The organism is Pseudomonas sp. LPH60, from assembly GCF_030718165.1.
Classification (GTDB): Bacteria; Pseudomonadota; Gammaproteobacteria; order Pseudomonadales; family Pseudomonadaceae; genus Aquipseudomonas; species Aquipseudomonas danubii.
Window position 1 is genome coordinate 237,978 of the sequence record NZ_JAVAJH010000002.1, and the last position, 13,147, is coordinate 251,124.

General features: G+C 50.6%; 10 protein-coding genes and 1 pseudogene. 7 read left to right on the forward strand and 4 right to left on the reverse strand.

What is annotated here, in order from left to right; genetic code table 11:
* Positions 1-40: 40 nt before the first annotated feature.
* The 3 genes from Q8O96_RS06665 to Q8O96_RS06675 form a co-directional block, all read right to left on the reverse strand.
* Entirely contained in the window at positions 41-1,216 is a 1,176-nt protein-coding gene (locus Q8O96_RS06665) for a pyridoxal phosphate-dependent aminotransferase (protein WP_305948574.1), read from the reverse strand.
* A 55-nt stretch (positions 1,217-1,271) separates the two neighbouring features.
* Entirely contained in the window at positions 1,272-2,273 is a 1,002-nt protein-coding gene (locus tag Q8O96_RS06670; RefSeq protein WP_240322042.1) for a taurine catabolism dioxygenase TauD, read from the reverse strand.
* A gap of 140 nt (positions 2,274-2,413) precedes the next feature.
* Positions 2,414-3,658: an MFS transporter gene (locus tag Q8O96_RS06675; protein ID WP_102860385.1), complete on the reverse strand. Its 1,245-nt coding sequence runs from the start codon at positions 3,656-3,658 to the stop codon at positions 2,414-2,416.
* A gap of 104 nt (positions 3,659-3,762) precedes the next feature.
* Here Q8O96_RS06675 and Q8O96_RS06680 point away from each other — a divergent pair, with 104 nt between their 5' ends.
* The 7 genes and pseudogenes from Q8O96_RS06680 (at position 3,763) to Q8O96_RS06710 (ending at position 11,643) form a co-directional block, all read left to right on the forward strand.
* The gene (locus tag Q8O96_RS06680; protein ID WP_102860386.1) at positions 3,763-4,647 is read left to right on the forward strand and encodes a LysR substrate-binding domain-containing protein; all 885 of its coding nucleotides are present in this window, start codon (positions 3,763-3,765) and stop codon (positions 4,645-4,647) included.
* 105 nt (positions 4,648-4,752) lie between these two features.
* Positions 4,753-5,220 carry a hypothetical protein gene (locus Q8O96_RS06685; protein WP_207166490.1) on the forward strand — a complete coding sequence of 156 codons (468 nt, stop codon included), beginning with the start codon at positions 4,753-4,755 and terminating at the stop codon, positions 5,218-5,220.
* 486 nt (positions 5,221-5,706) lie between these two features.
* A pseudogene (locus Q8O96_RS06690) lies at positions 5,707-6,784 on the forward strand (IS3 family transposase).
* A gap of 204 nt (positions 6,785-6,988) precedes the next feature.
* Entirely contained in the window at positions 6,989-8,041 is a 1,053-nt protein-coding gene (locus Q8O96_RS06695) for a DNA cytosine methyltransferase (protein WP_110596407.1), read from the forward strand.
* A gap of 18 nt (positions 8,042-8,059) precedes the next feature.
* Positions 8,060-9,064, forward strand: a complete 1,005-nt coding sequence (locus tag Q8O96_RS06700; protein ID WP_305948575.1) for a hypothetical protein — start codon at positions 8,060-8,062, stop codon at positions 9,062-9,064.
* The gene (locus Q8O96_RS06705) at positions 9,054-10,763 is read left to right on the forward strand and encodes a hypothetical protein (protein WP_146232648.1); all 1,710 of its coding nucleotides are present in this window, start codon (positions 9,054-9,056) and stop codon (positions 10,761-10,763) included. Before Q8O96_RS06700 ends, Q8O96_RS06705 begins: the two co-directional genes overlap by 11 nt.
* Positions 10,756-11,643 carry a hypothetical protein gene (locus tag Q8O96_RS06710; protein ID WP_305948576.1) on the forward strand — a complete coding sequence of 296 codons (888 nt, stop codon included), beginning with the start codon at positions 10,756-10,758 and terminating at the stop codon, positions 11,641-11,643. The genes Q8O96_RS06705 and Q8O96_RS06710 overlap by 8 nt, the downstream gene beginning before the upstream one ends.
* Before the next feature lie 586 nt (positions 11,644-12,229).
* On the opposite strand, the gene Q8O96_RS06715 is transcribed toward Q8O96_RS06710, so the two are convergent.
* A complete protein-coding gene (locus Q8O96_RS06715) occupies positions 12,230-13,084 on the reverse strand; it encodes a hypothetical protein (RefSeq protein ID WP_305948577.1) in 855 nt (284 codons plus the stop codon).
* Positions 13,085-13,147: the final 63 nt, after the last annotated feature.

Sequence of the window (13,147 nt, forward strand, 5' to 3'; positions counted from 1 at the left end):
CTCCTGTTTGTATGTGATGACGGTTCAAAGGGGCGGGCAATTATCTGAAGGCTTGATGAAAGCGCCTGATGGCTTCGTCTATGGCTTCATCGCTACCGGCGAAGGACAGTCGGATATAGCCTTCGCCCCCCTCACCAAAGGCCGTGCCTGGCGTGACCGCGACTTTCGCGGTGCTGAGCAACCAGCGGGTAAACGCCAGGGAGTTTTCAAAGCCCAGGTCGGCGATGGAGGCAAACAGATACAGTGCGCCCTCGGGGGCGACGCACTGGATGCCGGCAATGCTCTGAAGGCCTTCAATCAGCCGGTCGCGGCGCTTTTGATAGGAGGTCACCATGTCGGCTATCCGGTGTTGGCAACCTTTGAGGGCCGCAACGCCGCCGCGTTGAATAAAGGAGCCCGCACAGCCGACGGTGTGCTGATGGACTTTGAGCAGCTCATTGGAAATGCGCTCGCAACTGACGACGTACCCCAGGCGCCATCCGGTCATCGCGTAGGCTTTGGAAAAGCCGCTGATGGTAACGGTGATGTCCTGGGCGCCTTCGATGCTGGCAATGCTGATATGGCGGGCCTGGCCGTAGATGACCTTTTCGTAGATCTCATCGGAAATGATGTACAGCCCGTGTTTCAACGCCACCTGCACCACCCCGGTGACCTCTTCGCGGGTCAGCACGCGGCCGGTGGGGTTGTTGGGGTTGTTGATCAGAATGGCTTTGGTGCGTGGCGTGATCGCCTGTTCCAGGGCGTCGGCTTCGAGCATGAAGCCGTTTTTGCCGTCCAGCGGCACGGCCTTGACGGTGGCACCGGCCATGGCCGCCATGGCCTTGTAGCTCACCCAGCTGGGGGTTGGGATGATGATTTCATCGCCCTGGTCCAGCAAGGTCATCAATGTGATGAACAGCGCGTGCTTTGCCGATGGCGTGACAATGATGTTCTTGTCGGCGGCCAGATCGAGCCCATGTTCGGTCTTGTATTTATGGGCCACGGCGTCCAGCAGTGCCTTGGTGCCACGGCTGGGTGTGTAATGAGTGTCACCGTCCGACAGTGCTTCAACGGCAGCATCTACGACATGATTGGGCGTCCTGAAGTCAGGTTCACCACCGCCGAGATCGACGATATCTTCCCCCTGCTCACGCAGGCTGCGCACCATATCCAAAATGGCGTAAGTTTCCGAAAGCTCAAGGTTTTCAACCCGTTTGGAGAATGCGTGTAGGCGCATTTAAATCACCCTGACTGGTCATGCTGATAATGAAGTTATTGTTTTAGCGGTGAACTTAGTCGATGACGCAGCCGGCCCGGTTATTGGCCCAGTACGCTTCGTAACTTTTTGCAGTGCGGGAGTCTTTGAAGGCATAGGTCTTCAACAGCCAGCGCGCAGCGGCACTCTCAGGATTGAGGATGTCGATCTTTTCCCGGTTATGCAGGCCATCCTGATTGGCGAACGTCAGCAGGTCGCCGGTGAGAATGCGGTGGCGCTTGCATTGAGAGCGGGTCATCGCACTTTTGAAAGCAATGAAGGCATCCCGCGCTTCGAGCGGTGCTTCTTCAGCCACGCAGGTCATGGTGTCAAGGAAGCGAATGGAGTGAACGTTACTCAGGATCGGGTGTTTCTCGGAGGTGCTCAGTTGTTTGTTCATGTCCCGTGAGAAGACATCGAAAACCGTATAGAAGTGTGGTTCACGCAAGTAGGCGATGTGCTTGGGTTCAAGATTGTTCACGATGTCCGCGCCGTCGATGTAGCCGGTGTAGATCAGGTCATCATCGGGGCAGCGCATGCCCAGCAGGGTGATGTAGTCGGCCCGGACTTTATGGGCGGTGCGGTCATTGTGAAACACCAGTTCGCTGTCGCTGAAGCCGGTGAGTTGTCCGCTGTATTTCTTGATTGCGATGACATCGGTAAAGAAGTCACCCTGGTTTCTGGTTTCGTAGGACAGCAGCGGAGTGCCTGTCAGTTGGGCGAACAGTTCGAGAAAGGCTTCGCTGATGAACTTGTTCTTTTTCAGGTGTTTGTCACTGACTGGGTCCTCGGGGTCCAACTCGGGGATGACTGGGTCCATGGGGCAGTTGCGGATCACGTGGATCTTCTGCTGATGGCGAGCGCGTTCATCGCTGATGATTTGGCAGGCCTTTACAAAACGCTGTGGAACCTGGGAGTGCAACTCTCTTATTTCTTCTGAGAAGTCGCCGTAGTTCTTGTAGGGCGATAGCTGGATTTGTTCAAGAAGACTCAGTAGTTGTGACTTTTCACCGGCTTCAAAAATAAATAGCGGGATCATTGGTTTCCTCCATGGAATAAGATCGGACTAGTTAATCGAATGGTTAGGCAGTTGGCGTATATAAGTCAGTGTGCGACGCGTGCCGTTCTTAAAGTTGTATGGCACGCGTTATAGTTGTGAAACTTCTATGAACAGCAACTTCAGGCCGAGCCAAGTTCCAGCGCGTAGTTTTTTTCAACACGAGGAAACAGCGGTACGGTCAACAGGGCGCAAAAGGCGGCTGCCAACCACACCAGGCTCCAGGAAAAATGAGTCATCAGGGCGGAGGCCGCGATGGGGGTCGCGAACAGCACCACAAACACGCAGGTATTGCCCATGGCCAGGGCGGTACCGGCGCGACTGGCGCCGGCCAGTGTGGCCAGTTCGGTGTAGGCAACACCGTGCCAGGCGGACACGCTGATCCCGGCGACGACCATCACACCGATGATCACGGCGCTGGCCAGCGGGGTTTGGCTGATGCCATAGAAGCTGGCGGCCGACACCGTCCCGCTCAAGGCCAGGAAGGTCAGGGTGCTCAACCAGGCGCAGGCCTTGAGGTAGCTGCGGCGGTTCTTGTTTTTGTCGGTCCAGCGTCCGCTCCAGATCCTGCTGACGATCGCGCCAATCTGGATCACCGCCAGAGTCGCGGAAACCAGGGTGATGTTGATGTTGCCGAAGTCATGAAAGAACACCGCCGCATAAGTGAGAATGGCAAATTGCGGGGCGCAGAGCAGGCCGATGGCCAGGACGATTCGCCAGATCCTCGGATCTTTCAATGGGCTGTTGCTGCTCTCCAGGCTCAGTTTTTTTGCTGCGCTGCTGGAGAAGTCCGGCTCATACAGCCATAACCAGGCAAACAGGGCGGCCACCAGGCAGAACAGCGCCGATGCCGTGAATACTTCGATAAAACCGTAGGTATGAGCCAGGTAGGGCAACACCACCGCGCCCAAGGCATAACCCCCGGGTACAGCGGTTTGCCGGATGCTCATGGCCAGCCCGCGCTCGCCTTCCTTGAACCAGGCCATGATGGCCCGGCCGCTGGCGCCGTTGACGCTGCTGCCCAGCAGGCCCACGGTGAACAGCCCCGCCGCCAGCAGGACCACCGTGGGGGCATAAAAGGCCAGCATGGCCAGGATCAGCAAGGCGATGCCGGAGGTCAAAAGCCCGGTCAGCAGAACCGGACGATCCCCCCAGCGATCGGTGAGCAGCCCCCAGGGAATTTCGCTGATGGCGATGCCCAGTCCGAGCACCCCCAGGACCAGCCCCAGCTCAGCGTTGTCCAGCTGATAGGTCGCGCGCATATAGACCGCTGTAGCGGGCAGTCCACCCACCACACTGGAAAAGCTGGCGTTGGCCGCAACGCCGACGCCGAGCACTTTCCAACGGTGACCGTTATCTACAGGCATAAGAATCCCACTAGTTAAATAGTTGTGGGTTAAAAGACTCTCATGGGAGTATCGTCTCGAATATCAAATAATTTTGCGTGTTAGTCCCAAAAAACAGGATTGTCATGAGACCAGTAAATTTCGATTTGGATGTCATGCGCAGTTTCGTCACAGGGGTCGAATTGGGCAGTTTTGCCAAGGCGGCGCAAAAGCTCGCTCGTTCGACATCGGCCATCAGCGCCCAGTTGAAGAAACTCGAAGCCCAGGCGGGTTCGCCCTTGTTCAAGAAGGCCGGTCGCAGGCTGGCCCTGACGGACACCGGGGAAGTGCTACTGAATTACTCCCGGCGGCTTTTAAGCCTCAACGACGAAACCATCACCGCGGTATCCGAGCTCAAGCTCAAAGGCTGGGTGCGCCTGGGGCTTCAGGAAGACCTGGGCAGCTTCCTGCCCACGGTGCTGGGCCGCTTCGCCAGGGCCCATCCCGATGTTCGGGTCGAAGCCCGCATCGCGCGCAATGGCGATCTGCTCAGCCGCATCGAAAACGGCTCCCTGGATCTTGCCGTGGCCTGGGGGGCAGAGCGGACCACCGGGTATCAGGAAGTGGTGGCGGACCTGCCCATGCAATGGATCGGCTCATCGCACCAGTACCTCGACTGGCGCGCCGAGTCGGGAACACCGTTGCCGATCATCGCGTTCGACGCGCCTTGTCCTTTTCATTCGATGGCCACCGAAGCGCTCAACCGCGAAGGGATTCCCTGGTTGCTGTCGTTCACCAGCTCCAGCCTCAATGGCCTATCCGCGGCGACCGAGGCCGGCCTGGGCTACACCATTCGCACGGCCCTGGGCCTGCAGCCAGGTACCGAGCTTCTGCAGGCCGGCGACCGCGGCTTGCCAGCCTTGCCCTCAATCGCCTTGACGTTGCATCGCCGAGAGGCAACCCCGGACCCGCTGACCGAACGGCTGTCGAACATCGTGATACAGGCCATCCGCAGTGAGATTGTTTACTGACGAGAGACGGCTTGAGCACAAGCCTTGCCAGCCCGATTTCGCCCAGCACGTGTTTGCAGTCGGGCTATTGTTGAGCACAGAGATTTGATCAGAAGAGAGCGCACAATGAACAAGTTCGTTTGGCCGGCACTGGTGGCTTTGCTGTTTGTCCAGTCCCCGGCCCATGCCATCAATGAAAAGTATCGTCAGCAGCTTGAGCAATCGGGCTGTACCCAAATGACCGAGCTTCAGGGATGCGACATCCACAAGAGCAAGGCGGAAAACGCCAAGGCCGGATTTGCCGCCCCTTACACACCCGCCGCTGCTGCTGACAGCGCCAAGGAACAGACCCCCTACGCCGGACAATGGACGGCCAAAAGCGATACTGGCGCGACAGTCGCCACCATTCGTATCGATGCCAAAGAGCATGTGTGGGTGAACGGCAAAGAGGTCAAAGCCAAGCGCACGGATGGCGCCCTGCAATTTCGTCAGGGCACGCTGCTGTTCACCATTCAAGGTGATCGACGCCTGAAGAATGAAGATGTGTGGATGGATACCGATGCCGGAACCAAGGGGCCGATTCAGAGCGAATAGGTATTCGGACAGGCACAAAAAAACCGGCTCAGGTGGCCGGTTTTTTTGGGTTCAAGATGCATTGAGCGGCATCTTGAGATATGTACTTGGTGCCCGAGGGAGACTGTCGGGTTCCATAATTTTCAAGGCGTGTAGCACGATATTTTACCTAGGGATACAAGTAGGGATACAAGCTAAAGGCTGCTGAACCATCACCAATTCAAATATCTTCTTTTATCCATTTTAACGCGGCAAATCTCGGAAAGCTCCGAGGTTCAGGGGACATAGCCTGCACTCGTGCTTCCGGAAGTGGCTCCTCGAACGCCACCAAGCGAAATCCATTATCCGCAAAGGTCGATAGATATTGACTGAGAGGGCGGTGTATATGGGTGGTCCTTACGGTAGTTTGGTCGCGAGAAACTTTAAATGGGGGGGGGGGGAATCCCCCCTGAAATCAGTACTCGTCAGAAGTAGAATTTTCTCCTAATCGGATCAAGGAAATTTTGCGTGAAGACATCGCGTTTTTCGGACAGCCAGATCATCGCTATCCTCAAGCAGGCCGAAGCCGGCAGCCCAGTCCCTGAGCTTTGCTGCGAGCATGGCATCAGCTCGGCAACCAATCTATAAATGGCGCGCCAAGTTCGGCGGCATGGACGCTTCATTGATGGCCTGGTTGCGCTAGCTGGAGGATGAGAACCGCCGCCTCAAGAAGATGTATGCCGAGGAGCGCCCGAAGGCCGAGATCATCCAGGAAGCGATGGCAAAAAAATGGTGAAGCCATCTCGGCGGCGAGAGATGGCCCAGCACGCGGTTCGCTCAGGCCGAGTCAGCGTCAAACAGGCGTGCTTGGCTTTCGGGGTCAGCATTACCTGCTATCGCTATCAGCCTCGGTTCTCTTCAAAAAATACCGAGATCACCGACCACCTGATCCGGCTGACATACAACCAACGCAACTGGGGTTTTGGCCTGTGCTTCCTTTACCTACGCAACGTGAAAGGCTATCGCTGGAATCACAAGCGGGTGTACCGAATCTATCGAGAACTGGAGCTGAACTTACGAATCAAGCCGCGCAAACGAATCGCACGGGAAAAGCCCGAATCACTGACTGTGCCGGAGGCGATCAACCACTGCTGGTCGATGGACTTCATGCACGATCAGTTAGCTGATGGTCGTAGCTTCCGCCTGTTCAACCTGATCGACGACTTCAATCGTGAAGCCCTGACCATGGGATATCGACTTGTCTCTGCCGGTGGAACGGGTGGTGCGCGCACTGGATCAGGTCATCGAGTGGCGTGGCAAGCATCGGGCCATTCGCAGCGACAACGGGCCGGAATACATCAGCAGCAAGCTTGTGCTGTGGGCAGAAAAGCATGGCATCCGTCTGGAACATATCCAGCCCGGTAATCCCCAGCAGAATGCCTACGTCGAGCGCTACAACCGCACGGTGCTGGGGCATTACCTGTTCGAGTCCATCACTGAGGTGCAAGAACACACCACGCGATGGATCTGGACATACAATCACGAACGACCAAATATGGCCCTGGGAGGCATCACCCCCAAACAGAAGTTAGCCTTAGGAGCCTGACATCTACTTCTGTTGATTACTAAAAATGGGGGATTACCGACTCACATCCCGTTTCGCTGGGTCCACAGCCTTCACAATGGCAACGACCTCTCTCGACGAACGGTGGGGGATTCCCTGCAATCGCGCAATGCTTCACGGAAACAACTGCTTGACGGATTGAAATGTGTTAATGTCAACCAATTTTTTAATTGAATGAGAGAATAAATGCAGGCCGTTGATATATTTTCGGGTGCTGGTGGTATGTCAGTTGGTGCAGCGCTAGCCGGCATAGAAGTTAAATATGCTATTGAAAATGATCCTCATGCGGCCGCAACGTACAGAGCTAACCATCCTGAAACTTCAGTTTTGAACAAGGATATTCGTAAGGTTAGTTACTCTGATATGCCTAGTTTAAGTACTGCGCCATTTATTCTTTTTGGTGGGCCGCCTTGCCAAGGGTTTTCAACATCTAATCAAAAAACCCGTTCTTCAGATAATGCAAACAACTGGTTGTTCTTGGAGTACATGCGCTTTGTAAAGCTTTTGGAGCCGGAATGGGTTGTTTTTGAGAATGTTAAAGGATTAAAGGAAACTGAAGGCGGGGTTTTTTTAAAGAGTATTCAGGAATCATTCAAAAAGCTAAAGTATAAAACATCTACTTTTGTTTTGAATGCAAGCGAATATGGTGTGCCTCAGAGGAGGGAGCGACTTTTTGTCATTGGTTCGAGGAAAGGCAAGGTTCTGAGTGAGCCTTTGAAGAGCAATGAAGGTATAGTTACTGTCGACGAAGCAATTGGCGATCTTCCTTTCTTGGATAATGGCGCTAATATAAATGTTCTACCCTATCGAACATCCCCGCACTCCCAATTCGCCTCTTTGATGAGAGGTGAGTTGGAGCGTTGTGCAAATCATTTAATCACCAGGAATGCGCAGCATATCCTCTCAAGATACCCGCATGTACCTCAGGGGGGGAACTGGGAAAATATTCCTGATGAACTTATGAAGAACTATGCAGATAAAACGAGATGCCATACGGGCATCTATCATCGTTTGTATGCGGATAAACCTTCAATTGTTGTAGGGAATTTCCGTAAAAATATGTTGATTCATCCTTGGCAAGATCGAGGGCTGTCTATAAGAGAAGCTGCTCGGCTCCAATCTTTTCCTGATCACTATGAGTTCCAAGGATCGATAGGCTTCCAACAGCAACAAGTAGGAAACGCGGTGCCGCCTTTGCTTGCCGAAGCCGTTTTTAAACATATCACAATGTCAATTTAACCCTGGACAATTTAAGCAATGTGGGAATCATCCAAGATAGAAGATGAGCTCAAACTAAGGTTAGAAAACCAAGGAAGTAGCGGCGAAGCCTTGTGGGGGAGATATGTTTCCGCCCGGACGCTATTAGTACAGCAAATTCTGCCTTGGATCGGAAATAATGAGCCTAGTCTTACTGATCATGGGCCTGAGCATATTCGCAATGTGTTGGATAATGCCTATCAGTTACTGGGGACAGGAGAGCGGCTCAGTACTGAAGAACTGTACATTTTATGTCAAGCAATATTGTTTCATGATGTTGGCAATATATTTGGAAGGAAAAAGCATAATCAAAGAATCAATGACGTATATGGAGCGGTTTTTAACAAGCTCTGGTTGAACAGGCAGGAAATGGCTCTTGTTGTAAATATTGGACGTAGCCATAGCGGAAAAAGTGCAGATGGTACACCCGACACTTTAAAGGATCTTAATGATGACTTTATCTTTGGGAGCAAAGTTCGCGTACAGAGCTTAGCTGCAATTTTACGCTTTGCTGATGAGCTTGCTGAGGGCCCTCAGCGAACTTCAACTTATATGATTGAAATGGCTGCTTTTGCAGCGGACTCGATGATTCATCATCACTACGCTCAGATTACTTCCATAAGTATCGATTTGGGTGGCGGTAGAGTAGCGTTAACTTATCATATAGATATCGAGGAAATAGACTTTAATGATTCGAAAAGCCTTGAAAGTTTTTCTGAGTTGATAAGGTTTATATATTCAAGGATTCATAAGCTAGATAGTGAGCGTAGATACTGTAAGCACTATAGTTTGTTTCTTGAGGCTTATAAGAAGACGTCTATATATCTGAATTTCTGGAAGGGGGTTGAGCAATTAGGGTTAATTGGTCCCCCTATAGAGTTGGATGATTTGTTTATTCCCGGGGTTGATACGAAGGATGTGGAGAAAATCCATCCGGAATATGGGATTGATATTCTCATACCTAAGTTGCAGAAGCTTAGCGAGGAAATAAGAGATGAGCAATAATCCTTTTGATTTTGATGGCGCAAAAAACCTTCCTGACCGCCTACTGATCGACTGGTTTATTGATGATCATAACTACTCTCGATTTTTAAAATCATCGCGAAACGTCCTCCTCTTAGGACATCGAGGGTGTGGTAAGAGCATGACATTGCTCTATTACTCGCTTCCACTGGAGCTGAAAAAGTCAGATATTCCCCTAGCTCAAAAGGATCTATCGCATATAGGAGTTTACGTATCTTGTAGCACCCCTCTGGCTCGCAGGGTAGATCATGATTTTTTTGAGGATGAGAAATTCTCAAAAGCGATATCCGAGCATTATTTTGTTCTATCTATTGCTGTGGCGATTGCCGAGCATTGTGAACAACTCGTAGAGCTATTTGATGTCGCTGAACTAGAAGATCTGAGGGATGAGCTATTTTACGTATTCGATGATGAACTGCCAGCAGATTCGAGTCTGTTTAAATGTATCAAGCGAGCGCTGAAAAAAGAGCTAAGAAAGACGCAGGAGCAATTTTTGTCTTTTGAAAGTCGCACCGATTTTACATTTGCACGCACATTTTACACTTTAATAGTTCCTTTCTTGGGCGCACTTAGAAGCACACCAGTACTGAACAGTACGCATTTCTCTTTAATGATTGACGATGCGCAAGATCTCAATGACGACCAAAGATTAATGCTTAATTCTTGGCTTAGCTATCGTGATCATTCAGTATTTAGCTTTAAGGTTGCGCTAGCTACCGTTGTAGATTTTGATCGGAGGACCTCGACTGGCGGTAGTATCATTGAAGGGCATGATTATATTGCTATAAATTTGGAACAGCCTTTCCAGAATGAAAGTTCTCAATTTGGAATGCTTGCAAGGAGCATTATCGAAAAGCGATTGAAGAATATTGGCATAGAATCTTCGCCGGATCAGTTCTTTGAGGAAAGTCCAGAGTTTAAGGCGGAATTAGACACTTGCTGGAACGAGGTTGTAGCGAAATATACTGCTGAACATCCAAAGGCAGATAGAAAACAAATTAACGACTATGCATACAAGCAGGCTCGTGCATTATATTTTCGCAAGAGATCTCCAAAAGCGAATCGGCCAATTTATGCTGGTTTGGATACTTTGATCCACCTTTCAAGTGGTGTGGTGCGTAACCTACTGTTGCCGTGTTATTGGATGTATGATGACGCTTTGTCTAAGTCTCCGGGGAGACTAATCCAAAGCATTTCACCTTCGATTCAATCAGAAGTTATTATGAAGGAAAGTGAAAAGCTTTGGAGCCGTGTTAGAGATGGCTTGGACCGAGAATTGGATGATTGCTCCAAGGAACAGGCTCAGCAGATATTTAATTTGGTTAGTGCTCTGGGTGATTATTTTCGTGACAGGCTTTTCAATCACGCCTCCGAACCGCGGATAATCACATTTACAATTTCCGAACGGACGCCCGAATGTGACAGGCAGCTTATGCCTATTCTAGGGCTTATGCGGAAAGCTCAGGTTATGTATAGGCGTTCTGGTCCATCCAAGGATGGCGGGCGCCAAGAAGATTACTACACGTTGAATAGGCTATTTTGGCCTGCGAGAGGCTTAGATCCGCATGGTCAACACGGGCGTGCATCAATCAGATCCTCCGCTTTACTCGCATCTATGCTGACTGGTAAGTTTCCTTCCCTAGCAGAGTCAGATACGCAAAGAGGGTTATTCGATGAGTAACAAAATTCTTATTACCTCGATGGGGTGGGAACCACGTTTTTTAAGTGGAGTTGACGATATTCTATCAACATATAGGCCTGATAAGGTCTTGGTATTCAACCCGTCTACTTTTTTTACTGAGATTACCGTCGAAAATAAAATAGTTCTTTCTCAGAGTTTGGATGTGCTGAACGTCCAGTATGAATATTTTGAGTTTTGCAGTGATAATCATGTGGAAGTTTGGAATGTTGCACTGAATGTTCTAGGTAACTTGACTGGCGATAGTGAAATAGTTCTGGATATTACTACCATGCCGCGCTATCTGATCTGGGCTTGCTTGCATAGTCTAGAGTCGGTGAAAGTTAAGTTTAGATGTGTGTATTATCCGCCAGAATCATACGGAGAGTGGTTATCCGCGGAAACTGGAAAACCTCAGATGGTATTTCGTCATAGCGGGATCGCATATCCCGATCTGCCAACAGCCCTTATACTGTTCTCTGGATTTGATGTAAGTCGCGCTCAGAATTTCGTAGATTTTTTCGAGCCTAAGAAAGTGTTGCTTGTAACGCAGCAAGGTACTCAGTTAGATAATAGTGAAAGGTGTATCAGTCAGCTGAGTGGTGGCGCAGAAATAGATCTGATTAAGCTCGATGCATACTCGGATCCTGTAAAGCTAAAAAATGAAATTAGGGAGGCTGTTTCTAAAGATATAGATTCCTATAATTTTATTGCAACGTCTGTAGGTCCTAGGCCCTCTATAATTGCTTTGTATCTCCTGAATAGAGAGGAGTCATCTGTAGGTTTAGTTCATGCTAACGCTCATCAGTATAATCAGAACTATTCTTATGGGGTAAATGTTGCTGCTAAGTATGAGTCGTTTATTGATTTTAGTGTTTCTTAGATGTGCGCTTGTCAATCCATAAAAAGGCCTCTTGGCCTTTTTTATTCATAATGAAGCTGGTGCGAGCTGTTTTATTTGATCTTCAATAAGCTTTTTAATCTTCTAGGCTGTTCGGTCTCACTCATGAGAGTACAGTTACAGGCATTGCGTTCCAAGCATGATCAACATTAGAAAAGACGGACATGCTTACAAGAACTTCAGCTAGAGGAAATCTGCGAGTACGGTGACCCGTATAAGGGGGCCCCCTTTAGGAGGACCCACAATTTTCCTGGGAGGAGAGGCATACTCCGACAAATCAGGGCATGATCTTGCCTGTGTCGGAGCGATCTACCGCGCTTTCTTTCGCTGATGGTTTACCCCTCAAAAGGGGCTCGGGGAGCGCTAACCTACTGATAGGGAAATATAGGTGTTCCATGTGTTCCATGTGTTCCAGAACAGCTAGAGGCCAAGCAATACAAGGCTTTCAGAGGTGGAACACAAGAAAAGAAGAACCGGAACACCGCCTGCACGGAACACGTTTGGTGTTCCGCGAGTGTTGTTCCGGTTTGATGTAGATCACCACCTATGGCGATGACAGGTGCATGAATTACGCTGCTAGGATTTGCTCTACAGCGATCCCTGATGCTTTGTCACTTACTGTACGTTCGCTGATGAACTTAGGGCCTATGGGAGCCTGTAGAGGCACATATAGATCATGCAGTGAGCTATTCCACCCCAGCGCTTTCCGAGTGGCGTGTAGCTGTGCTGCGACATTTACAAGTTCCTGTGCGGTTTTGTCCAGGCGGTCGGCCAGCAGGAAGCGAGCTGCTCTTAGTTGATCCTTGTGGAGATTGGTTAAAAGCTGCGTGGTTTCGGCTACTGCTTCATCAAGCTTTTCGATTTCAACTGTCAGCGCGTTCACAACGGTCGCGGCTCCGCGTTTGCCTTTTGTTGTCAGCGCCACTTCCTCAGACGCGATTTTGAGCGCCTTCTCAGCGCGTTTTTCTGCTGCATCGTCTCCATTGCTCAATGCGTTCGCATACTCCGCTGCGGCCTGCTGCTCCGCAAATTGCGCTTTTTCAATTTGGTCTTTTCTGTCTTTTTCCAGCCTCTCCAGCTTGCTTAAAACCTTTGCGCGTTTGTCCTGTAGTTTTCGAAGCTCGGCTTGAGCTTGCCGGCTATCCTTTTGTGCTGTTTTGATATTTTCAGTTGCGAATTGAACACCGTCTTCCCACTCAATCAGCACCTGTAAACGCTTGATTTCGGCGACGTGCCCTTCGATCTTCGATTTCACGTTGTTGTGAGCACTAGTCGGCTCATATGGATATTGGGCCCGATTGAGGCGAGTCATTTCAAACCGCTCTATGGACTCCTTGGCCGCGGTGGCGAGAGCCGGGAGCTGCTTTTTGAGTTGTTCCACTTCGGTTTGGTGCTGCTTGAGTTGCTTCTTGTATTCGCTCATTGATCGTTTTCCATTGGAGAATTGGAGGGGTCATTCGAGTTGGTGTGGGCAGGCCAGGCCCAA

What these genes read in the sequence shown, in the direction of transcription:
- Q8O96_RS06665 (WP_305948574.1), bottom strand. Translation starts at nt 1,216, where the DNA reads ATGCGCCTACACGCATTCTCCAAACGGGTTGAAAACCTTGAGCTTTCG.
- Q8O96_RS06670 (WP_240322042.1), bottom strand. Translation starts at nt 2,273, where the DNA reads ATGATCCCGCTATTTATTTTTGAAGCCGGTGAAAAGTCACAACTACTG.
- Q8O96_RS06675 (WP_102860385.1), bottom strand. Translation starts at nt 3,658, where the DNA reads ATGCCTGTAGATAACGGTCACCGTTGGAAAGTGCTCGGCGTCGGCGTT.
- Q8O96_RS06680 (WP_102860386.1), top strand. Translation starts at nt 3,763, where the DNA reads ATGAGACCAGTAAATTTCGATTTGGATGTCATGCGCAGTTTCGTCACA.
- Q8O96_RS06685 (WP_207166490.1), top strand. Translation starts at nt 4,753, where the DNA reads ATGAACAAGTTCGTTTGGCCGGCACTGGTGGCTTTGCTGTTTGTCCAG.
- Q8O96_RS06695 (WP_110596407.1), top strand. Translation starts at nt 6,989, where the DNA reads ATGCAGGCCGTTGATATATTTTCGGGTGCTGGTGGTATGTCAGTTGGT.
- Q8O96_RS06700 (WP_305948575.1), top strand. Translation starts at nt 8,060, where the DNA reads ATGTGGGAATCATCCAAGATAGAAGATGAGCTCAAACTAAGGTTAGAA.
- Q8O96_RS06705 (WP_146232648.1), top strand. Translation starts at nt 9,054, where the DNA reads ATGAGCAATAATCCTTTTGATTTTGATGGCGCAAAAAACCTTCCTGAC.
- Q8O96_RS06710 (WP_305948576.1), top strand. Translation starts at nt 10,756, where the DNA reads ATGAGTAACAAAATTCTTATTACCTCGATGGGGTGGGAACCACGTTTT.
- Q8O96_RS06715 (WP_305948577.1), bottom strand. Translation starts at nt 13,084, where the DNA reads ATGAGCGAATACAAGAAGCAACTCAAGCAGCACCAAACCGAAGTGGAA.